The organism is Thalassospira alkalitolerans (assembly GCF_002115745.1).
Taxonomy (GTDB): Bacteria; Pseudomonadota; Alphaproteobacteria; order Rhodospirillales; family Thalassospiraceae; genus Thalassospira; species Thalassospira alkalitolerans.
In genome coordinates, this window is sequence record NZ_JFKB01000008.1 from 87,809 (window position 1) to 110,457 (window position 22,649).

The 22,649-nt window shown below is 53.9% G+C and carries 19 protein-coding genes; 9 read left to right on the plus strand and 10 right to left on the minus strand.

Features of this window, described 5'->3' with window-relative positions; all coding sequences use genetic code 11:
* Positions 1-70: 70 nt before the first annotated feature.
* From TALK_RS12630 to TALK_RS12655, 5 genes are all read right to left on the minus strand, one after another.
* On the minus strand, positions 71-919 hold the full coding sequence (locus TALK_RS12630) for an HNH endonuclease (RefSeq protein WP_169715023.1): 849 nt from the start codon (positions 917-919) through the stop codon (positions 71-73).
* Positions 920-1,441: 522 nt separating this feature from the next.
* On the minus strand, positions 1,442-2,659 hold the full coding sequence (locus TALK_RS12640; RefSeq protein ID WP_085619641.1) for a YeeE/YedE family protein: 1,218 nt from the start codon (positions 2,657-2,659) through the stop codon (positions 1,442-1,444).
* Between the two features lie 107 nt (positions 2,660-2,766).
* Complete coding sequence (locus TALK_RS12645) at positions 2,767-3,690, minus strand: sulfurtransferase (RefSeq protein WP_085619410.1); 924 nt, start codon at positions 3,688-3,690, stop codon at positions 2,767-2,769.
* Between the two features lie 153 nt (positions 3,691-3,843).
* Positions 3,844-4,578: a TetR/AcrR family transcriptional regulator gene (locus TALK_RS12650; RefSeq protein ID WP_085619412.1), complete on the minus strand. Its 735-nt coding sequence runs from the start codon at positions 4,576-4,578 to the stop codon at positions 3,844-3,846.
* 5 nt (positions 4,579-4,583) lie between these two features.
* Positions 4,584-4,904 carry a hypothetical protein gene (locus TALK_RS12655; protein ID WP_139833819.1) on the minus strand — a complete coding sequence of 107 codons (321 nt, stop codon included), beginning with the start codon at positions 4,902-4,904 and terminating at the stop codon, positions 4,584-4,586.
* On the opposite strand from TALK_RS12655, the gene TALK_RS12660 reads away from it, so the two are divergent.
* Complete coding sequence (locus tag TALK_RS12660) at positions 4,893-5,660, plus strand: NAD kinase (RefSeq protein WP_085619416.1); 768 nt, start codon at positions 4,893-4,895, stop codon at positions 5,658-5,660. The genes TALK_RS12655 and TALK_RS12660 overlap by 12 nt on opposite strands.
* Complete coding sequence (gene argE / locus TALK_RS12665; RefSeq protein WP_085619418.1) at positions 5,657-6,844, plus strand: acetylornithine deacetylase; 1,188 nt, start codon at positions 5,657-5,659, stop codon at positions 6,842-6,844. The genes TALK_RS12660 and argE overlap by 4 nt, the downstream gene beginning before the upstream one ends.
* Before the next feature lie 99 nt (positions 6,845-6,943).
* On the opposite strand, the gene TALK_RS12670 is transcribed toward argE, so the two are convergent.
* The 3 genes from TALK_RS12670 to TALK_RS12680 form a co-directional block, all read right to left on the minus strand.
* Complete coding sequence (locus TALK_RS12670) at positions 6,944-7,384, minus strand: PACE efflux transporter (protein WP_085619420.1); 441 nt, start codon at positions 7,382-7,384, stop codon at positions 6,944-6,946.
* 375 nt (positions 7,385-7,759) lie between these two features.
* The gene (locus tag TALK_RS12675; protein ID WP_085619422.1) at positions 7,760-10,906 is read right to left on the minus strand and encodes an efflux RND transporter permease subunit; all 3,147 of its coding nucleotides are present in this window, start codon (positions 10,904-10,906) and stop codon (positions 7,760-7,762) included.
* A 50-nt stretch (positions 10,907-10,956) separates the two neighbouring features.
* Positions 10,957-12,120 carry an efflux RND transporter periplasmic adaptor subunit gene (locus tag TALK_RS12680; protein WP_085619424.1) on the minus strand — a complete coding sequence of 388 codons (1,164 nt, stop codon included), beginning with the start codon at positions 12,118-12,120 and terminating at the stop codon, positions 10,957-10,959.
* A gap of 153 nt (positions 12,121-12,273) precedes the next feature.
* Between TALK_RS12680 and TALK_RS12685 the strand changes: the two genes are divergently transcribed.
* The 7 genes from TALK_RS12685 to TALK_RS12715 all read left to right on the plus strand — a co-directional run bounded on the left by TALK_RS12685 (position 12,274) and on the right by TALK_RS12715 (position 19,060).
* Positions 12,274-12,960 (plus strand): TetR/AcrR family transcriptional regulator, encoded by a 687-nt coding sequence (locus TALK_RS12685; RefSeq protein WP_085619426.1) that lies wholly within the window; start codon positions 12,274-12,276, stop codon positions 12,958-12,960.
* 135 nt (positions 12,961-13,095) lie between these two features.
* Complete coding sequence (locus TALK_RS12690; protein WP_085619428.1) at positions 13,096-14,256, plus strand: hypothetical protein; 1,161 nt, start codon at positions 13,096-13,098, stop codon at positions 14,254-14,256.
* A 17-nt stretch (positions 14,257-14,273) separates the two neighbouring features.
* Positions 14,274-14,645: a VOC family protein gene (locus tag TALK_RS12695; protein WP_085619430.1), complete on the plus strand. Its 372-nt coding sequence runs from the start codon at positions 14,274-14,276 to the stop codon at positions 14,643-14,645.
* A 181-nt stretch (positions 14,646-14,826) separates the two neighbouring features.
* Positions 14,827-15,813, plus strand: a complete 987-nt coding sequence (locus tag TALK_RS12700) for an ABC transporter substrate-binding protein (RefSeq protein WP_085619432.1) — start codon at positions 14,827-14,829, stop codon at positions 15,811-15,813.
* Between the two features lie 95 nt (positions 15,814-15,908).
* Positions 15,909-16,688 carry an ABC transporter ATP-binding protein gene (locus tag TALK_RS12705; RefSeq protein WP_085619434.1) on the plus strand — a complete coding sequence of 260 codons (780 nt, stop codon included), beginning with the start codon at positions 15,909-15,911 and terminating at the stop codon, positions 16,686-16,688.
* 3 nt (positions 16,689-16,691) lie between these two features.
* Positions 16,692-17,618, plus strand: a complete 927-nt coding sequence (locus TALK_RS12710; protein ID WP_211274814.1) for an ABC transporter permease — start codon at positions 16,692-16,694, stop codon at positions 17,616-17,618.
* A gap of 122 nt (positions 17,619-17,740) precedes the next feature.
* Complete coding sequence (locus TALK_RS12715; protein WP_245829874.1) at positions 17,741-19,060, plus strand: MFS transporter; 1,320 nt, start codon at positions 17,741-17,743, stop codon at positions 19,058-19,060.
* A gap of 2 nt (positions 19,061-19,062) precedes the next feature.
* Here the strand turns inward: TALK_RS12715 and yghX are convergent, their stop codons facing one another.
* Positions 19,063-19,950, minus strand: a complete 888-nt coding sequence (gene yghX, locus TALK_RS12720; protein WP_085619436.1) for a YghX family hydrolase — start codon at positions 19,948-19,950, stop codon at positions 19,063-19,065.
* A 213-nt stretch (positions 19,951-20,163) separates the two neighbouring features.
* Entirely contained in the window at positions 20,164-22,629 is a 2,466-nt protein-coding gene (locus TALK_RS12725) for a TonB-dependent siderophore receptor (protein WP_085619438.1), read from the minus strand.
* Between the last annotated feature and the right edge of the window lie 20 nt (positions 22,630-22,649).

Consider the following 22,649-nt stretch of genomic DNA (forward strand, 5'->3'; position numbering starts at 1 on the left):
ACAAAGTCCCCTCTACGCCTCTGGAGTAACCAAATAACAAGGGCACCATACACAGAGTTTTATCCGCTTGTCAAACAGGTTGTTTGCTACCGAAGATTGGCTCACTCTTTCCAAAGACATTTTCGCGGTGCCATTCAATTGCGTGTGTCGATGGCATATAGCGAAATGGTGCACGAATCTGTTCGCCATCAAACCGCAAGAGAAGCTCTCCAATGGTTTCATCGGCCTGTGCAAGTTTCCGAACCTTCTGATCCACTTCAAGCCGGAGTCTACCGTCTAACGCCCAGTATCCCTCATCAAAGGCTTTATGATGGTTCCGGCAAAGAGACAAACCATTATCTGGCCGCAAACGATAAGTCTCATCCTCGTTATGTGGTTTAATATGAGAGGCATCAAGAAGCCGATGCAGCCCTAAACCACATACACAACATTGAAAACGATATCCCGACAGAACGGCTTTCCTGAAAAAACTTTGATTTAACCGAACCCTAGCGGTCCGAAAACCCACTGTTGGCCGCCCTGAAACATCAAAATTGGCGGCATGATCACTCATTTCTGCCGTAGAATCGGAAATATCGGAAAGCTGCGCGCTAATAATTGACGCCTCTGTGATCGATGGTAGAGATATACGATCTACTGCACGTTCGATTTCGTCGACAACGCGCTCAGGATGATTATGGAATCGAAGCATCAAGGCACGATCAGCAGCACTAACGCCCGTGAAACCTTTTCGATCAAGCGTTGGATCAAGACTGGCAAAGTTTCCAAGCTTCATCGCTACAGCACTAGGCGTGCGACCTATGATCCCCGCCAATGCAATTACACTTCGGTTACCTTTGTGAAATTGGCCGAATTCCAGCTCGAAATATAGCTTTAGAGCAGCATATCTCTCTTCATCAGTCCAATCTCGACGCGCCATCTGATTCTTCCCTGTCACCCACCCCATAAAAAGCTATAACTTTTCATAGGGTTACGAAACAAAAACATCAGTTCGGCGAGCACGGGTTCCCTGCCCCACACGGGTTAACCGCCGCACATGGGTTCATCGCCGCACAGGGGTTAACCACGCCTGGCGCTGCCGCACAAGGATTGGTTGCACCACAAGGATTGTACGCGGCACACGGATTCGCGCCACACGGGCTTGCTGCACAAGGATTATATCCCGCACAGGGGCTTGCCGCACATGGATTAGCAGAACAAGGATTCGCCGCACATGGGTTCGCAGCACACGGATTGGCTGCGCATGGATTCGCCGCACAAGGATTCGCAGCACAAGGATTCGCCCCGCAAGGGCTGCAGCCAACGGGTGGCGGCGTAGCCATTGCCGGGTTTGCAATGGCGGGTGGATTGGCCGGTATGCTGGTATGGCTGTAGTGATCAAACGCCACCGCACCGGTTGCAGCCAGCAATACAGCACCAAACAGGATTGTATTTTTTTCACTCATGACTTTTTAAACCCGTCCATACCAAATACCGGGCGCAGCGCAACACCGATCCAGCTTCCGGCGAATGCCGCAACAAACCACAACCAGCCATGCAGACTGCCCGATGCGATGCCGCTAAAGAACGCGCCGATATTGCAGCCAAAGGCCAAACGCGCGCCATATCCCATCAAAATCCCGCCAATGGCCGCTGCCAAAAGTGATGAAAATGGCACTTTGACCCGGGGCGCAAATTTTCCGGCAAGGCTTGCCGCCAGCGCCGCCCCAATCACAATACCGAAATTCATCACCGAGGTATTATCCGCCAGCACCGAATTCGAAAGCGCTTTGGCCGGGCCTGCCCAATTCCAGAATTCCCAGGTTTCAACCGAGATGCCGAAACCTTGGGCAATTTTCGCGCCCCAAAGACCAAACCCGAAGGTGATCGACCACGGATGCCCTGCGGTTAAAAGGGTCGCAACGTTAAGCCCCGCCAACAACACACCCGTCGCAACAAGCGGCCATGGGCCATGCAGCAAACGCCGCAAACCAAACCCCGTTGGTTGATGGGCCAAAGTTTCCAACGATCCATGGGCACGTTTTTCGACCCAGATGGTGATCAGTGCAATCAGCCCCAGCCCGCCAAAGGTCACACCCAATCCACCCCAGATACCATATTCACGGCCAAGGCTTATTGCGGGCAACGATGGAAATTCAAGCCACATCGGCAGATGGGCCGTGCCAATCACCGCCCCGATGATAAAGAAAGCAAGGGTTAGCAACATACGCGCACTGCCGCCGCCGACAGTAAACAACGTGCCCGATCCGCATCCGCCGCCAAGCTGCATACCAAGGCCAAACATAAAGGCCCCGACCACAACCGACACACCAACCGGGGCGATTGCCCCGACAATCGGCGTGCCCAAGGGCGATCCGATGGCAAGCAACGGAATAAAGGCCGCCGCCGCCACACCGATCATCAAAAGCTGCGCGCGCATCGCCCGCCCGCGCCTTTCAACTGAAAACCGCCGCCAACCGCCGGTAAACCCGAACGAGGCATGATAAAGGGCAAAGCCCAGCAATCCGCCAAGGCCATAAAGCACACCCTGATGGATATCAACGGCCCGCGAAATCAAAACCGCGACAATCACAAACAGGATGGCAATGACAGCAGCGGGGCCTTTGTCAAAGGTAAAGCCCGGCACTTTAGAACCGGTAGATACACTAGCTTCGGACATGGTGGCGCTCATATAATCGGATGATAATGCAAACAGGAACGGAACCGGTTGATGCCGGTTCCGTTTAATCACGCTTTATTATAGTCGCGTTACGCCGGTTTTTCGAATTATTCCGGAATAACCACTTCGCGCGCCGGATCAGCCGCCCATTCGGTCATGGAGCCGTCATACATGCGGGTTTTCTTGTTGCCCATCACTTCAGAAAGGCCAAACCACGCAACCGATGCCCAATGACCGGTATTGCAATAGGTGATTTCATCGCCGTCCTTGGCAACACCGGCGTTTTCCACCAGTCCTTTGATCACATCCGATGTGACAAAGGCGCCCTTCTGATCGTTATAGAATTCAGACTGGGAAATATTGACCGCCCCCGGGATTGCACCGGCACGGGCCACAACACCGCTTTTGCTTTGACCTTTGTACTGCGACACCGGGCGGGCATCGACAAGGGCAACACCGCTTGCACGGGCCTTGGCAACATCATCGGCCGTTGCCAAAAGTTCCGGGCGGAAATTAGCATCAAAGGCCACTTTGACGGGATTGACTGCATCCTTTGAAACAGGCTTCGCCGCCGCATCCCATGCACGCTGGCCACCATCAAGAATGGTTACCGCGTCATGGCCCAAAACCTTGAACGTCCAATAAACACGGGTCGCCGACCCAAAGTCCGAGCTGTTCTGACCGGCCGGGACAATAACAACCTGTTTGTCGTTATCAATGCCAAGGCTGCCGATCCGCGCCGAGATCACATCAACCGGCGGCAACTGGCCAACAACATCACCCATCTTTGCGCGCCAGCCAAACTTGCCATAAGGCGCATAAACCGCACCGGCAATATGACCCGCATCATAGGGGCTGCCTTCTTTGGTCATCGAACGGATGTCAACAACCACCAGCGACGGGTTTGCAAGATTATCCGACAGCCAGGTCGCATCGACCAATGGCTTTTCTGTCAGACGTTCGGCCTGTGCAGCATTGCCGGCAAAGACCAAAGCCACCGCAGCAACGGCAGAAAAAATAAGAGAGCGCATGGGGCCTGTCTCCGTTTCGTGAATTAGGGAAATCTGTGGAACTTATGTAATTACCGCACATCTTTTGTCAATAATAATTAATAAACATAATTTTTTTGTTATTATTAATTCGACGACAAAAACGACGGTATATAAGTGGCATATATTAAGCAATCAGGGTCGCAGCCCGTTCAGATAGCGCGCATATTCACGCGCAAAGGCCTCGTGAGTTTCACTGTTACGCATTGAAGGCGGACGGGTCAGGAAGCCATGCAGGGTGGCAATGATGAATTCCGCGACCGAGGATGATTCAATATCGGTACGGATGGTTTTGTTAAATTGCCCACGGCCAAGATGCGATGCCAGCCCCCGCCGCCAATACCGATAAACCCCATCAATGCGTTTGCGCAGGCTTTCGTCAAGTTCCGCCGCCCCCGAGGCAAGCCGGGCCAACGGACAGCCCCCGTCAAGCAACTCGGGCGCATTTGCCCCTGAAAGGCAATCGACCTGCCCCATCAGAACCGGCAAAACATCATCCACACCGTCAAGCGGCCCCAGCCAGACATCGTTGATATATTGCGGCAGGCATTCTTCGATCACCGCATGCACCAATTTTGCCTTGCCGGGGAAGTGGTGATACAGCGCCCCTTTGGTCGTCCCCGTGCGTTCTAATATCTGATTGATCGAGGCCCCGGCAAAACCAGCCATACGGATTTCATAAAATGCGGCATCAAGGATCAGTCGGCGCGTTGCCTTGGGGTTGCGCGGCTGGCGCGTCGTCAAGGCGGTTTGCGATTGATCCACCACCGCATTGCCATCCCCGCCTGCATTTGCATCCGCATCCAACGGGCCATCCGGCTGGGAAATCCGGGCCAGTGCGGCGGTAATGCTGAACGGCGGTTTGCTCATAATTCTCAATCTTGTGCCATGATGGGAAAGGCCGGGGTCAGAACCCGACCAAGGTTCCCCTGTTTTCGATCCAAGGTCAATATCCCAACGTTGACACATCCCACAACGACAGTGGCATGTTCACGCAAGCCATCAACATCGTGTTTGATCATGCAGGCCCTTGCAATTCCATGCAAACCGGGCTCTATTGGCGAGATTGCATGGCCGCGAACCGGTCCCGGTATCCGGCGGGTAAAGCCGCCGATACAGACAGTTAACAATACGACGCCAACCAATGCCAAGCGATCATCGGGTCGCATTCGATCGGGAAGCAGATGCACGTTCATTCCATCGCCTTTGTCGCCGCCGAAACCAAGATCGCACAGGATGCGATGTATCGGTTAAAGCATCGATATGGCCATGTTTCGCCTGAAACCGCCGATGTTATTGTCGCACTTGGCGGTGATGGTTTCATGCTGGAAACCCTGCATCGCTATATGGGCCGCAAAGTGCCGATCTATGGCATGAACCGGGGCACGGTTGGTTTTCTGATGAATGAATTTCGTGAAATCGATCTGACTGAACGCATTCATGATGCCCAGACGGTCGAACTTCACCCGCTTCAGATGGAAGCCCACACCATGCAGGGCGAAAGCCTGTGCGCGCTGGCAATTAACGAGGTATCGCTGCTGCGTGAAACCCGTCAGGCCGCCAAGCTGCGCATCAAAATCGACGGGGTTGAACGCCTTGCCGAACTGGTTTGCGATGGCGCACTTGTCTGCACACCGGCCGGAAGCACGGCTTATAACCTGTCCGCCCATGGGCCGATCCTGCCGATGGGAAGCGGCCTTTTGGCCCTGACCCCGATTAGCCCGTTTCGCCCGCGGCGCTGGCGCGGTGCGCTTTTGCCACATGGCGCCGAAGTTGTATTTGATATTCAGGACCCGCAGAAACGACCCGTTTCCGCCGTTGCCGATTATACCGAGGTCCGTGACGTATCGCGCGTGATTATCCGCGAAGACCGCAGCATGAAAATCAAACTGCTGTTTGATCCCGAACACAATCTTGAAGAACGCATTCTAAAGGAACAATTCGTCGAATGAGCGCCCCAAACACCCCCGCCATGCCATCTGCCGCCACACTTGACTGGCTTGCCAAACTGATCCGTCATCCAACGGTCAGCCTGACACCTAATCTTGAACTGATCCAACAGGCTCAGGATTATCTGGAAGACATCGGCTATCTTTGTGCGGTTGTGTTTGACGAAAGCAAAAGCAAGGCGAACCTTTATGCCACCATTGGCCCCGCCGTTGATGGCGGCGTGATCCTTTCGGGGCATTCCGATGTTGTTCCCACCGAAGGCCAAAACTGGGCGTCTGCCCCCTATGTCACCGATATTCGCGGTGACAAGCTTTATGGTCGCGGCGCATGCGACATGAAGGGCTTTCTGGCGTGCCTGATGAGCAAAGCCGAAACGTTTAGAAATGCCGATTTGCGCGTGCCGGTCCATTTCGCCTTTACCTATGACGAAGAAGTCGGCTGTCTTGGCGTGCCAAGCCTGGTCGAAGCAATCAACGCCCTGCCCCACAAACCCGCGATGTGCATTGTTGGCGAGCCGACCAATATGCAGGTCATCACCCAGCACAAGGGCAAATATTCCGCCCGTGCGCATTTCACCGGGCGGTCGGGCCATTCGTCACTTCCGGGCGAAGGTGTCAACGCGGTTGAATTTGCCGCCGAATTTGTGGTTTTCCTGCGCCGTCTGGGCCAAAAATTTCGCAATGAAGGCCCGCATGACGATGAATTCCTGCCCAACCATACGACATTCCATAGCGGCGTGATCCATGGCGGCACGCAACTCAACATCATCCCGCAGGATTGCTATGTCGATTTTGAATTCCGCAACCTGCCCAATCATGACCGCAACGAACTAAAGAGCCTGATTTTCGATTATCTCGACAACACCCTGATCCCGCAAATGCGCGAGATTTATGATGATGTCGGGGTCGACATCGAAGTGGTGTCTGATATGCCCGGTCTTGCGACAGGTGATGACGAAGAAGTCACCAAACTGGTCATGGAACTGACAGGTGCCAATACCACCGGCAAGGTCAGCTTTGGCACCGAAGCCGGGGTGTTTTCCGCCATGGGCGATATTCCGACCGTGGTTTGCGGCCCCGGAAGCATCGAACAGGCCCATAAGCCCGACGAATTCATCGAACTGGATCAATTGGCCCGTTGCGAAAAGTTTTTGGACAAGCTTCTGGCTGTATTAGTGCGGAAATAAACCAAACTCCAGACGTGCCGATATCTTTCATACTCGGCACGTCCATATGGATATTTTTGATCCAATCAAGCCCCCAAAACAGCTTGAATACTGTTCGGATCAGGCCTTGGTCCGCACAAAGTCATCGCGGGTTTTAATTGGGAAAACAAGGTCATATGCCCAGTTAAACGCAAAGGCATACCCCATGAAGAACAGGGTAAATGATGCATCCATCAAGAATGCCTGCATCATAGGAATGCCAAGATACCATGCGATAAACGGCAATAGCAGCACCAACAACCCGCCTTCAAAAATCATCACATGCAAAACACGTAACAGCAGGGTCTTTTGGACATGCCCCACGATACGTTTCATCACATGATCAAAAATCAGATTGTATAGATAATTCCAGCCTGCGGCGATTGTCGCACTGACAAGTGCGACCACCCCGATATTATGCAATGGCATGTCAAACAGCCACGCGGCAAGCGGGGTGATGATCACAAGACCGATGATTTCAAAGCTGATAGCATGACGAATGCGGTCTTTGACCGTACGCATTTTACACTCCTGCAAAACTATCAGGTCGTCCCGAAACATTTTTCCTGAACCGCATCATCAAAAACACCCGGCCCGGAGAGGTCGTCCTCACTTTGCCGGGAATATAGCCGCATGCCTTGGTTTTGCAAGGAATGAAACAACTAAAAACCTGCCGTTTTTTCGGCGAAGAATTAAGATCATTTCATATAAAATATCCACAAGGCTTACCAAGCGACTTGACGCGTAACAGCGCAGCGGTCAAAACAAAAGGGCCGGTGCAAAAGCACCAGCCCTTTCTTACGCACGCGCAACGGCGCGGGGTCGGGGGACGATCTAAACCGTCGCGAGTGCGCCCACAAAGCCGGTCTGTGTTAACAGACCGGCTTTGCTTTTGGTTTATTCGCCCGGATGTTCGTGTGTGGCCCTGACATCGCCACGCTTTTTGCGCGACTTCGAAAAGGCCCCAACGATCAAGACAAAGAACAGCGGCACAAAGAAAATCGCAAGCACGGTGGCGGCAATCATCCCGCCCATCACCCCCGTACCCACGGCAACACGTGCCCCGGCACCGGCACCGGTACTGATGGCAAGCGGTAAAACACCAAGGGTAAATGCCATCGAGGTCATGATGATCGGGCGCAAACGCTGACGCGCCGCCTCAATCGTTGCCTCAAGCAACCCCATCCCCTGATCATAAAGTTCGCGGGCGAACTCGACAATCAGGATGGCATTCTTGGCTGACAGACCAATCGTGGTCAGGATCGCCACCTGGAAGTAAACGTCATCAGGAAGGCCGCGCAGCAAGGCGGCAATCACCGCCCCCAAAACACCAAGCGGCACAACCATCATCACCGAAATCGGGATTGACCAGCTTTCATACAGTGCCGCAAGGCACAAGAAGACCACGACCATCGACAAGGCATAAAGCGTTGGGCCCTGTTCACCTGCTTCGCGTTCTTCATAGGAAAGCCCCTGCCATTCAAGGCCGACATCACCGGGCAACTTGGCAACGATTTCTTCCATCGCAGCCATCGCATCACCCGATGCAACCCCCGCTGCTGCTGAACCTTGAATGTTCAGAGAAGCAAGCCCGTTAAAGCGTTCCAGACGTGGTGATCCATATGTCCATTTGGTGGTCGAGAAGGCCGAAATCGGTACCATCTCGCCCAGGTCGTTGCGGACATACCAATTGTCCATATCCTCGGGCATCATGCGGTATTTCGCATCTGCCTGCATATAGACCTTTTTGACACGGCCCTTTTCGATGAAGTCGTTGACATAGCTTGACCCCCAGGCGGTTGCCAGCGTGCTGTTGATGTCGGCAATATCGACACCCAACGCGCTTGCTTTTTCCTGATCGATATTGATGTCAAACTGCGGCATGTCATTCAGGCCGTTCGGGCGAACCCCAACAAGGCGCGCGTCCTGTCCGGCCATGCCAAGCAACTGGTTACGTGCGCCCATAAGCGCGTCATGACCATTGCCACCACGATCGACAAGCTGCATGTCAAAGCCGTTTGCCGTGCCCAGTTCAACAATTGCAGGCGGGGCAAAGGCAAAGACCATGGCTTCGCGGATATGGGCAAAGGCCCCATAGGCACGCCCGATTACCGCACCAACAGCCTGATCGGGACGCGTACGTTCTGACCAGTCCTTCATGCTGACAAAGGCGATACCCGCGTTCTGACCACTACCAGCAAACGAGAAGCCCGCGACGGTAAAGATACCGTTCACATTTTCCTTCTCGTCCTCCATGAAGTGTTTCTCAAGCTTCCGCAGAACCCCAAGGGTACGTTCCTGCGAGGCACCAGCCGGTAGCTGCACCATAGAGAACATGATCCCCTGATCCTCTTCCGGCAGGAAGGAACCCGGCAAACGCATAAACAGGAAGGCCATGCAGCCAACCAGAATGCCGTAAACGAACAAATAGCGCCATTTACGGTTCACAACATGGCTGACACTGCCCTGATAGAACCGGTTGGTTTTATCAAACCCACGGTTAAACAGACCAAAGAAGCCACCTTTCGCATGTGGATCCCCCTTGGATGGTTTGAGCATGGTTGCGCAAAGCGCCGGGGTCAGAACGATTGCAACAATCACCGACAACACCATTGCCGAAACAATTGTGATCGAGAATTGACGATAAATCGCCCCGGTCGACCCGGCAAAGAACGCCATCGGCACAAACACTGCCGACAGAACCAAGGCAATACCGACCAGCGCGCCGGTAATTTGATCCATTGATTTGCGCGTCGCTTCACGCGGCGGCAAACCGTCTTCATGCATCACGCGTTCAACGTTTTCGACCACAACAATGGCATCATCAACCAAAAGGCCAATCGCCAGAACCATGGCAAACATGGTCAATGTGTTGATCGAATACCCAAACGCCGCCAAAATGCCGAAAGTACCAAGCAAAACCACCGGCACCGCAATCGTCGGGATCAGGGTGGCACGGAAATTCTGCAAGAAGACAAACATCACGAGGAACACAAGGATAATGGCCTCGAACAGCGTCTGGACCACTTCCTCGATCGAGATTTTCACAAATGGGGTCGTATCGTACGGATAAACAACCTCAATTCCTTGCGGGAAGAAAGGTTCCAATTCGGCAAGACGGGCCTTGACCGCATCTGCGGTATCAAGGGCGTTGGCACCGGTTGCAAGGTTAACACCGATACCGGTCGCATCCTGCCCGTTATAGCGCGCGACAACGTCATAGCTTTCGCCACCGATTTCGATACGCGCAACATCCCCCAGCCGCACCTGTGACCCGTCTGTATTCACACGCAACAAAACGTTGGCGAATTCATCCTCGGTCTGCAATTTACTTTGGGCTGTGATGGTCGCATTGATCTGCTGCCCCGGCACAGAAGGGGCTCCACCGATCTGACCGGCGGTAACTTCGGTATTCTGGGCTTCGATGGCCGAACTGACATCCGAAACCGTCAGATTATAGGAAATCAGCTTGTTCGGATCGAGCCAGATGCGCATCGCATGCTGGGCCCCGAACACCTGAACAGAACCGACACCATTCACACGCGCAATCGGATCCTGAATAGTCGAAACCACAAAATCCGAAAGATCCTGGGACCCCATCCCCCCATCGGCAGAGACAAACCCCATAACCATCAAGAACGAGCCACTTGATTTCGAAACGGTGATCCCTTGCTGCTGAACTTCAGTCGGCAGCAACGACGTGGCCGATTGAAGCTTGTTCTGGACCTGCACCTGGGCAATGTCCGGATCGGCTTCGGGTTCAAAGGTCAGGGTGATCGACGCACTGCCGTTCGAACTGCTGTTCGACGACATATAGCGCAGAAAATCAAGCCCGTTCATCTGCTGTTCGATCACCTGGGTGACCGTATTTTCGACCGTTTGCGCCGATGCGCCCGGATAGGTCGCTTCGATCTTCACCGACGGCGGTGCAATCGATGGATATTGTTCGACCGGCAGCTGCAAAATCGACAGCCCCCCTGCCAACATGATCACCAGGGCCACAACCCAGGCGAAGACGGGGCGGTCAATGAAAAACTTTGCCATCTAAAAAAACGTCCTTACTCGACAGCTTACGTATCAGCTTAAATGTCAGCCTATTGGGCTGCTTTTGGCGTTTCGGCAGGCAGCCCGGAAACCGGGGCACCCGGCGCAATGCGCTGAAGGCCATCAATAATCAGTTCGTCGCCATCGGCGACACCATCGGTCACCAACCAATCGGAACCCTGCGACTGTTCAATCTGGATATCCTTGGCAACAACCTTGCCGTCACCGATCACATAGACATAAGCCGTTCCATCGGGACGACGCATGACCGCTTTCTGTGGCACAAGAAACGCCCCTTCAAGCTTGCCCTGACGGACCTGACCGCGTACGAACATGCCCGGCAACAAAACCCCTTCCGGGTTCGGGAAAACCGCCCGCAAACGGACCGTGCCGGTGGTTTCATTCACCGATACGTCCGAGAATTGCAACGTCCCGACATGCGGATATTCCACACCGGTGGCATCAATAATCAATGACACCTCGATATTGCCGGTTTCAACACCCTGAATGCGACCGGACTGCACGGCCTGCTTGATTTTAAGCAAACGGCCACCGGCCTGGGTCACATCGACATAGATCGGATCAAGCTGGGTGATGGTTGCCAGCAAACTGGTCTGATTGGCCGTTACAAGCGATCCTTCGCTAAACGAAGATGCGCCAATCTGACCGGAAATCGGGGCGGTGACGGTGGTATATTCCACATTGATCCGCGCCTGATCTATCTCGGCCTTGGCGGCGGCAACAGCCGCATTTGCCTGTGCCTTGGCCGCAACCGCATCGTCATAGGTTTGCTCGGAAACAGCCTGAGTTTTGATCAGTTTTTCGTAACGCGCAAGCGTCTTGGTCGCCTGATCAAGCGTCGCACGTTGCTTGGCAAGCTCTGCCTGGGCGGCATCAAGCTTGGCCATATAGACAGCCTGATCGATCATATAAAGCTGATCGCCCGCCTCAACAAACCCACCTTCGGTAAAGTTGCGTTCCTTGATAATACCATCGACCTGCGGCCGAACATCGGCCTTGCGGAAGGCAACGGTACGTCCGGGCATTTCTTCGACCAGACCCACGGTCTGCGCTTTAAGCACGACAGTCCCAACAGGCGTTGCCTGGGGCTGTTGCTGGGCACTGGCCTGTGGCTGTGCTTCTTTTTGCTCGTCGCAGGCCGCAACCATCAATGCTAGTGCAGCCATACCGGCAAATTTCAAACAAGATCGCATCGACAAAATTATTTTCCTTCTCACAGTCCTGTAAGCAAAGCGGCCGGGTCGAAATTTAGCAGGCAGCTTTAGCATTGAATTATTAAATACTGTACGGTACAGTACACATTGTGCGCTGCACGATCAAGAGCCAAAAACAAAGATCGACAAACAATGACCGAAACGTCAGAAACCCAAGAAAAACAACCAAATCGCGGCTCCGCACGGCGGCGCGCAATGATGGATGCTGCATGGCAGCTTTTGTTAGAAAAAGGGTTCTCTGGCGTCACGCTAAATGACGTGATCGCCCGGTCCGGTGGCTCACGCACGACACTTTACGAGGCATTCGGCGGAAAAGATGGCTTGCTGGCCGCCGTCATGACCGAGCAATGCAGCGAGTTTTCCGAAGAATTGCACATTTCGCTGGAATCCGATCTCCCTCCTCGTGACACCCTCATGAGGTTCGCTAAAAAGCTGGCAACAGAGATACTAACCGAGGAAGCGATTCGCTTCACGCAAATTCTGTTCACAGAGGGGCAGCACTTTCGCCCGATGATTGATAATTTCATCGCCCACGGACCGCAAAGCACGCGAACACGCCTTGCCCGATACCTCAGGCGTCAGACCGAGGCAGGCTTCCTGGCCGTCGAAGATCCGGATTGTTCGGCAGAAATGTTTATCTCGATGGTGGTTGGCGGCTGGCAGGAACAGATGGAAAAAGTCCATAACCCCCGCAGTCACAGCACCAAACAGATCGACCAGCGTGTGCGAACTGCGGTCGATATTTTCCTTTCTGGCATGGCATCCATCAACTATCGCGAAACGCTGGGTCAAACTCGCGACGGGTTCCTGCCCACCTGATCGGGCAACATCCACACCATTTTCCCGTCTTTCCGTTTCGAAGATTTCCAGCCTGACAGATAATGCCTGCCCTATCTTCACCAAATTTGGTGTACAGGATAAGGGACCTGAACCATTATTTGTGAGACTGCCACCATGGCCGCACGCCGCTTTTTTATTGGCATTTCTGTTTCAATGATTTCCATTGGCGCCTTCGGTGCCAATGCCTTTGCGCTTGAAACGCAAAAGGCCCGCGAAATCATGGATACCATCCTGATGCAGCACGGCGTCACCGCGACAGAGGCAACAGCGGCCAATAATAATGGTGCCGTGACATTTGCCTATAACGATGTCCACCTTGATCTTAGCGGCTATTCCACCGCGCGCGAGCTGGTTCTTGATGATGTCCAAGTCACCCTGCGCGATACCGATATGCGCGATCAGGTCGATATCGACATTGCCCTGCCCGAGCGCGGCAAAATGCTTGCCGATGCCACCAGCGACCAGCGCGACCTGACCCTGCGCAAGGCGGGTGGCAGCCTGCGCTGGAACCATGTCACCGGCACGCCGGTTAATTTTACCGGCATGGCAGATTTCCTGATCGGGGATGAACCGATCACGCGCAAACACTGGCTGATGAACGGCCTTGTCATTCGCTGGATGCCTGACGAAGCCCGGATTTCATGGCAGGCCGCCGAATGGACCGGCGCTAACCGAGAAAAGATGGGCTCGGTCAAATCAACAAGCTTTGTCCTTTACCCAGGCAAAAACGGCGAAACCCATCTGGATTACGCCCATGACGGCCTTTGGCTGCCCAACCTGTTGCAACCCCGGACCGTGCGCATCAAAAGCAGCAGCACCGGCCTGCCATGGTCCGAAACCAAACCGATCCTGGAAAAGGGCTTTAACGACATGATGACCGGGCTTGCCCCACGTACGGCACGTCGCCAGATTGCCAACGAACTGTGGCGCAAGGCCGCGGGTGCCGGCGCACCGGTCAAAATTGACGAAATCTATGTCGAAGGACGCGGGCTCGAAGCCCTTGGCAAGGGCGAATTCATCGCCCAGCAAACCGCGCGCTATGGCTTTGCCGGGCAGCTTGATTTTGACCTTCTGGGCCGTGAACGATTGCAGGATTTGATCGGCACACCGCAAAGCCCGACCCTGCTTGGCGCACTTGTTCCCTTTGCCGTCGATGGCCTTGCCGCGGGCAAACCCGGAACTCAGGGCACCACCAAATATGATATGGAATTACTGCCCGATGGCCGCATCGTCGTGAATGGCATGACCGTTTATACCGCCATGAACGACCGTTGATAACACCGGAAACGATCATGCCGACAAGCTGCAACCGCATCCTTATCTATACCGCCAAGATGGACGAAATGATCCATTTCTATGGGGAATTTTTCGTCTATCAACCTGTGCGGCGCGATGGTGATCGCATTGTCGAACTGCACCCGGCAATGGGCGGGCTCACGATCCTTCTTCATCCTGCCGCCAAAGGACAAAAACAAGGTCAATCCGCCGTAAAGCTGGTGTTTGACGTCAAAAACGTCGAAGCCTTCCAACAGCAGTTTATAAAACGCGGCATAAAAATCGGCCCGATCCATCAAGCCGACGGCTATCAATTTGCCAATCTGAAAGACCCATCAGGCAACTCGGTCTCGATTTCCAACCGGGCTTTTGTCCTGCCCAACGAATGATTGCCCCGGTAACGGCTTTACCGTTGTGAACGCTGCTATTCTGGCAAGATGCCAAGTTGGATGCTCTTTAGACGATATCCCTAATACATATTATTGACGTTGTTCGTGGAACTTCGCATGATCCTGCCCTGCATGGTTGGCAAGCTTTGCGCCGACCCAATAAATCAGGGAGTTTCGATCAATGAAGTTTTTTAAACCCAGCACTTTGTCTGGCCTGTTCATCGCGGGCGCGATGGTTGCCGCAATCGGCACCGCATCCGCAGACCCGATCAAGGTCGGCATTGCTAATTTCGGTGAACATCCACAGCTTAACGCCGCGATTGCGGGCTTTAAAGAAGCCATGGCTGCCAATGGTTTCACCGATGGCACCGATGTTGTCTATTCCGAAAGCCACACCAATTTTGATGCGTCGCTGGTCCCGCAGATGATTGCCAAATTGCAGGCTGAAAATCCCAAACTGATTTATACTGTCACCACCCCGGTTTCCCAGATTGCCAAAAAGGCTCTGGCGGGTTCAGGCATTCCGATTGTGTTTTCCGCCGTCACCGATCCGGTCGCAGCCAAGCTGGTTCCGTCCTGGGATAAGGGCGATGATGGCATGACCGGCGCATCGGATTTGCAAGACATCGCGGCGGTTTTGGAATTCACCCATAAATTCCTGCCCGATACCAAACGCCTGGCCGTTCCCTATAACCCCGGCGAGGCCAATGACGTGGCCCTGCTTGAAAAGGTTCAGGAACTTGCCCCGGCTGCCGGTTTCACCGTCGTTCCGGTTGGCATTGATAACGTCAATGATATCTTGCAGCGCGTCACCTCGGTCGCGGGCAAGGCCGATGTGATCTATACCCCGGCATCAAACCTGATCCAGCCCGCCATTGCCGCCGTTTCGGCCGCAGCCCGCCAGATCGGCATTCCCATCGTCAATTCCGATAGCTCGGCCGTTGCCAATGGCACCGTTCCGGCCAGTTTCTCGGTCGATTATGGTCAGGTTGGCCGCAATGCTGGCAAAATTGCCGCTGAAATCCTTAAGGGCAAAGACCCGGCAAGCATTGCACCATCGGCACCGTCTTACGCAGACCATGCCCCCTTGATTTCGAAAAAGGCCTCTGCGGCCTTTGGTATCGAAATCCCCGCCGAATTCAACGATTGTGGTTGCATCGTCGAATAAATTCCGACCTCACTTTATGTTGGCGCCCTTATTTCCGGGTTCTGATTTTTCAGAAATCCGGGGGGGGCGCCAATATTTCTTTACGGAGGATGCGGATGCTTGAAATTCGATCTGCACGAAAAACGTTTTACAAAGGTCAGGCGGACGAAAAAGTCGCGCTTGATGCCCTTGACCTGACCCTGCAAACCGGCGAATTCGGCGTTGTTATCGGATCGAACGGGGCGGGTAAAAGCACGATGTTAAATGCCATCTCCGGTGCCATGCCGCTTGATAGCGGGCATATCCTGATCAATGGCGATGATGTAACCAATACGCCCGTGCATAAACGTGCCATGCGCATTGCGCGTGTATTTCAGGACCCGATGCTGGGCACCGCCGCCAGCATGACCGTCGCCGAAAACATGCTTTTGGCTGAACTGCGCAGCAAAAGCCGCACCTTCGCGCGCGGCCTCAATGCCAAACGGCTATCGGATTACAAAGAACGCCTGTCGATGCTGGGGCTGGGGCTTGAAGACCGGCTTGATACGCGGGTTGAACTGCTTTCCGGCGGACAGCGCCAATCTTTGTCGCTGATCATGGCGGTTGGTGGATCGCCCGATTTGCTGTTGCTCGATGAACATACCGCGGCCCTTGATCCGCGCACCGCCGATCTTGTCCTGAATGCCACGATCCGCGCCGTTGACGCCCTGAAACTAACCACGCTCATGGTAACCCATAACATGCAGCACGCGGTCGATTACGGCAATCGGGTGATCATGCTCGATGCTGGCAAGGTCAAGCTTCAGATTGGCGACGATGAAAAGACCAATATCACGGTCGCAACCCTTGTTGATCATTTCTCGGTCAAGTCTGACGCCATGTTGCTGGGAGCCTGATCGATGATGGAATTTATCTCTTCGACCTTCACAAGCTATGTCGCGTTATTCCCGGTCACACTGGCCCAAAGCCTGATTTTGGCCTTTGTCGTCATGGGCATCATGATCCCGTTCCGCACATTACATTTCCCTGATTTGACCAGCGAGGGCGCCTATCCGCTGGGCGGTTGCGTTTGCGGTATGCTGATCGCCGCCGGGGTTAATCCGGCATTGGCAATTATTGCGGCTTTGCTCTGCGGCTTTGCTGCCGGTTGCTGTACCGCTTTCATTCATCTGCGGTTCCGCATTCATACGCTTTTGGCCGGTATCTTGATGATGACGATGCTTTACAGCATCAATCTGCGCATCATGGGCAAATCCAACCTGTCGATCTTTGGCACCGGTTCGGTCTTTGACTGGGCCCCCTTTGTCACACCGGGCTTCCCGGCCAGCAAGATCATCATTGCCGGGATTATCGGAGCCGGTGTGTTTCTGGCCCTTAACTGGTTTTTCAAAACCGAACGCGGCACCGCCATGCGGGCCGTTGGTGCCAACCCGGCCATGGCCGAGGCACAGGGCATTTCCGTTTGGGTTTCAACCATCGGCGGCGTTGGCCTTGCCAGTGCCTTTTCGGCGACCAGCGGCGCGTTGATGGTCCAGTCACAGGGCTTTGCCGATGTGAATATGGGCCTTGGCATCCTGATCAACGGCTTGGCGGCGCTCATGATCGGCGAAGCCATTGTCGGCAAACACAGCGTATTCCGCCAACTCCTCGCGCCCTTTGTCGGCGCGATTATCTATTACCAACTGGTATCGCTTTGTCTGGCGGCGGGCATGCCACCGCCCGATCTGAAACTGGCGACCGGCCTGTTTGTTTTGGCGATGCTGGCCCTGCCCAGCCTCAAACGCGGGCGTGGTGGTGCCCCTGCCCGCGAAAAGTTCCGCGAATAGCCCCCAAAACTTGGATCAAAGGGGGCGGGAGATTCTCGCCCCTTGCACCAAAACCCTATATTTTTCTTTCCAAACCCGTCTTTCTCAAAAGGTTGTAATCTCTGCAAGCAAAGAGTGTCACCATGCCTTCTGTGACGTCCGTCCTTTCTGATCGCAACTATCGCAGGTTATTCCTTGCACAGATTTCGTCCCTGCTCGGCACCGGGCTTGCGACGATCGGATTGTCACTTCTCGCTTTCGATCTGGCTGGTCCAGATGCGGGGATGGTGCTTGGAACTGCCTTTGCCATCAAAATGATCGCCTATGTCGGGGTTTCCCCGTTTGCGGCGGCATTTCTCAGCGCGCATGCGCGAAAACCTGCTTTGATTGGACTTGATCTTTTTCGGGTGATCATTGCCGCGATGCTGCCCTTGGTAACCGAAATCTGGCAGATATATGTTCTGATATTCGTACTGCAAAGCGCATCCGCCGCCTTTACCCCTACATTTCAAGCGACCATTCCCGACATCCTGAAAGACGAGGAACGCTATACCAAGGCGCTATCACTCTCTCGCTTGGCGTATGATCTTGAAAACCTGATAAGCCCCTTGATCGCAACGCTTCTGCTTTCGGCAATGTCATTTAATGTGCTTTTTGCCGGAACATCCGTCGGCTTTGCCCTTTCGGCGGCCCTAATCATGGGCGTTACCCTTCCCGCTCCGGCATTGGCGATGGTCGATAATTTCGGCAAACGCCTGTTCCGCGGCACCCGCATTTTCTTTCAAACCCCGCGTCTGCGTGGCCTAATGGCGCTTAATCTTGCGGTTGCGGCACTTGGCGCTCCGGTGTTGGTAAATACGATCATCATCGTTCGCGAAACACTATCCCTTGGCGAAAGTGCCGTCGCCGTAACGCTCGGTGCATTTGGCGGCGGGTCTATGTTGGCGGCGTTTATTCTCCCTTCGCTTTTAAGGCATGTCACAGAACGCACCATCATGTTTGCAGGCGCTGTGATCGGCGCAACCGCGTTTATTGGGTTGATCTTCTTTTTGCAATTTAGCGACCTGAATTGGCCCATGCTGCTCATGATCTGGTTCATCACCGGCTTTGGCTATTCTGCAACCCAAACGCCATCGGGCCGCTTGCTGCGAAAATCCGCCCATGAACAAAGTCGCCCGTCAATTTTTGCAGCACAATTCTCGTTGTCTCATGCCTGTTGGTTGTTTACCTATCCGCTGGCAGGTTGGTTTATCTCACAATCAGGATTCCAGGCTGGACTTGCGCTTTTTGCAGGCATCGCACTGATCGCAATCGTGGCGGGATATGTTCTTTGGCCATCGGGCGCGGATGACGAAATCGAACACCGGCACGATAATCTGCCCGCCGATCACCCCCATTTAAACGGCTCTCCAAGCCACCGCCACGTTTATATGATTGATGAAATTCACGCCAAATGGCCCTAGAATCAACTTAGATATTTATTGAACCACGCGATGGTACGACCCCAGGCAAGTTCAGCCTGTTCTTCATCATAGCGGGGCGTTGAATCATTATGAAATCCGTGGTTTGCACCCGGATAGATATGGGCCTCATAAACCTTGTTATGGGCTTTAAGTGCCGCCTCGTATTCCGGCCAGCCTGCATTGATGCGTTCATCAAGTTCGCCATACTGCAAAAGCAACGGTGCCTGAATGCGCGGCACATCGGCGGCATCCGCCTGACGGCCATAAAACGGCACGGCGGCGCCCAATTCGGGATAGGCCACCGCCGCCGCATTGGCGACACCCCCACCATAGCAAAACCCGGTAATGCCGATCTTGTCGGTGGTGGCTTCATGCGCGGTCAAAAATTCAATGGCGGCAAAGAAATCATTCATCAGCTTGGTCGGATCGACCTGTTTTTGTAAATCCCGGCCCTTATCATCATTGCCGGGATATCCCCCGACCGAGGTCAAACCATCCGGGGCCAGCGCAATGAACCCGGCCTTGGCAACCCGGCGCGCCACATCTTCGATATAGGGGTTAAGCCCGCGGTTCTCATGCACAACCACCACACCGGGCAACTTGCCAGTGGTATTGGCCGGTTTCACAAAATACCCCCGCACCTCGCCATGGCCGTTCGGCGACGGATAGGTGATATATTCGGCCACGATATCGGGATCGGTAAATTCCACCTGTGTTGCCATGGCGTAATCCGGGCTAAGGGATGCCAGAACCGACACCGCCGTCACACCGCCCACGGTATATTTCCCGGCACGGTCAAGAAATTCCCGCCGGGAAATGATCCCATGCGCATAGAAATCATAAAGCTCAAGCAGTTTCGGCGAGAAATCTTTGGCCGTTAAACGTGTCATGATGTGCTCCCTGTTTCGAATTATCCGGGGCGAAAAACCCGTGGCTTCAACAACGCTTGCGCAAAGTTTTCTGCAATCCCCGCCAACTGGCAAATCACAAACCCGCGACAGGCTATTGGATTTTGCACATCCCCCCGCCCAATCCCAAAACAAAACGGCCGCGCCCCAAAGGACACGGCCGTCAAAATCAAGACAATCAGACGAAAATGCCCGTCACCAAGCGTATTTCAACGTCGCCAGAACGGTCCGGCCATCGCCATAAAAGCGGCTGCCAAAAGTATTGGACGATACATACTCCCGATCGAACAAATTGGTGGCATTGACTGCGAGGCTAACATTGTCAGTCACCATGTAATTCACCATGGCATCCACCACCGTGTTCGATCCAAGCAAATCAGCATTGGCATCATTGTTGTAACGCGACCCAACAAATCGCACACCACCCCCAAAGGTCAGATCACCAAACACACCATGTTCGGGAATGGTATAATCCATCCATGCCGATGCAGTGTGTTCGGGCACCATTGCCGGACGATTGCCGATATTGGCCGTAATGACTTCTTCTTTGATTTCCGCATCAAGATAGGTATAGGCCAGCGTCAGATTGGTGCGTTCATCAAGCGACATCTTGCCCTCAAACTCGACCCCGCGCGAATTGATCTCGCCAATCTGACGGTGGGTCGTATAATTTTCGTCCCACTGCGATACGTTTTCTTGCGTCAGATCAAAGAGGGCAACGGTGAACAATGCGTCAAAATCGGTTGGTTGATATTTCAGGCCAACCTCATATTGCGTGCCTTCCTGTGGTTTGGCACCGCCCGGAAGGGAAGAGGTACTGGAATAGACCGGCTGGAAGGATTCCGAATAATTTCCGTAAACAGAAATCTCATCCGTCGCTTTATAGGTCAGGCCTAAACGCGACGTGAATTTATGGTCGTCGCGTTCCTCAACTGTGCCGCTGCTAATCGTATCTGTATCGCTCTGAACATAGTCAAAACGCCCGCCAACCGTCGCTATCCAGTCCTCGGCAATTGTTAATTGCTCCTGCCCATAAAGCCCATAAACCGCCTGCGTGATTTCCGTGTCCGTCACAGAACCAAGGCTTACGCAAGATCGCCCGCAATAAACCGGATGGTAGGGATCAATCGGAGATGCCGTCCCGCTAGCACTTTGTTCACGGTTCTGGTCACGGTTAAAATCCATCCCCACCAGCGTCTTGCTGTCGAGATTCTCATTCAACGAGGTATCGTATTGCATCTGATTGTCGATAGCAAAGCGGTCAAGCTCGCCATAAAGCGCATATGCCGTACGGTTTCCAAGCGGCGTCGTATTGTTCAGATAGACCGTCTCGTAATCCAGATCGACATGGGTGTAGCGCGCATTCTGCCGAAATTCGAGCTTGTCGGTAATCTTGTGGGAAAACTCGTACCCAAGATTGACTTCTTCGGTATCGAAATTGTTGAAATCCGGTTCACCGAAAAAGGCATCGCGGCTGGTTTCAATTCCAGCCGGGAAACCGTAACCCAAATTGCTTTCACGGTTGCTATAGCTGGTCAGGATCGTCAGTTCCGTTCCGGCCTTTGGCTTATAAGTAAAGGCAGGCGCAACATAAATGCGATCATCCTGCGAATAGTCCTGAATACGCTCCGCATCCTGCCAAAGCCCGGTCAAGCGATAGGTCCAATTGCTGTCTTTCGCAACCGGTCCGGTCACATCGCCGCCGCCCCGCAGATAATTATCCCCAAAAGTGGTAAAAACCTCGCCACCAGCTTGATCCTGTGGGCGCTTGGTCACCAGATTCACCAAACCGCCCGGCCCGTTCAGGCCAAACAGGCTGGAAGTCGATCCTTTAAGGATATCGACCTGCTGAAGGCCATAAGGTTCCTGACGGGCCGTTGTGAAGTTATAGGTCCGTGACGATAACCCGTCGCGATATGTCGACAGTGAGGAATAAAATCCTCTGAGACGCACATAATCATACCGCACATCCGACCCGTATTCTCCTGCCTGCACACCTGCTGTATAGGCCACCGCCTGCTGCACATCCTGAACGTTGCGGGTTTCCATTTCCTTCTGGGTCACGACGGAAACTGCGGCTGAATCATCCAAGATCGACGTATCGGTTTTCGAGGCGGTCCGCGAACGGCTGGCGACAAAGCTGTCGGTTGTCGGGCCAAGCGGGCCATAGGATTGTTCGACATTGCTTTCGACCCGGATTGGATCAAGCACATCACCATCCGTTGCCGCACCTTCAGCGATCTTTTCAACCACCACAGTGCCATCTTCGGAAATCGTATAGGTCAAACCGCTTCCGGCGAACAAACGGTCAAGTGCCTGCTGCCCGGTCAAGGTGCCGTTCACCCCGGGGGCTGCAATATCGCGAACAATCGCGCCATCCACCGTAATCTGAAGGTCCGATTGCTGACCAAACGCAACAAGCGCACTGGTCATGGATTGGGCCGAAATATTGAAATCATGTGTCGTGCCAAGGGCCCCGGCCCCGCTTTGCGCAACTTCGCGCATCGCCGCGTTTTCTGCTGTCTGTGCCTGACTTTGGGCCAACGCCGCCGTCGGATTGGCTATCAACATCGGCACCAGTGCCGTCGTCATCATCAACGCACCTGCAAAAACCGTCTTTTTGCTGCGGTTTTGCCGTGTCGCTGTCCCCCGGTTGGTCATTCAAACTCTCCGTTTTGGGT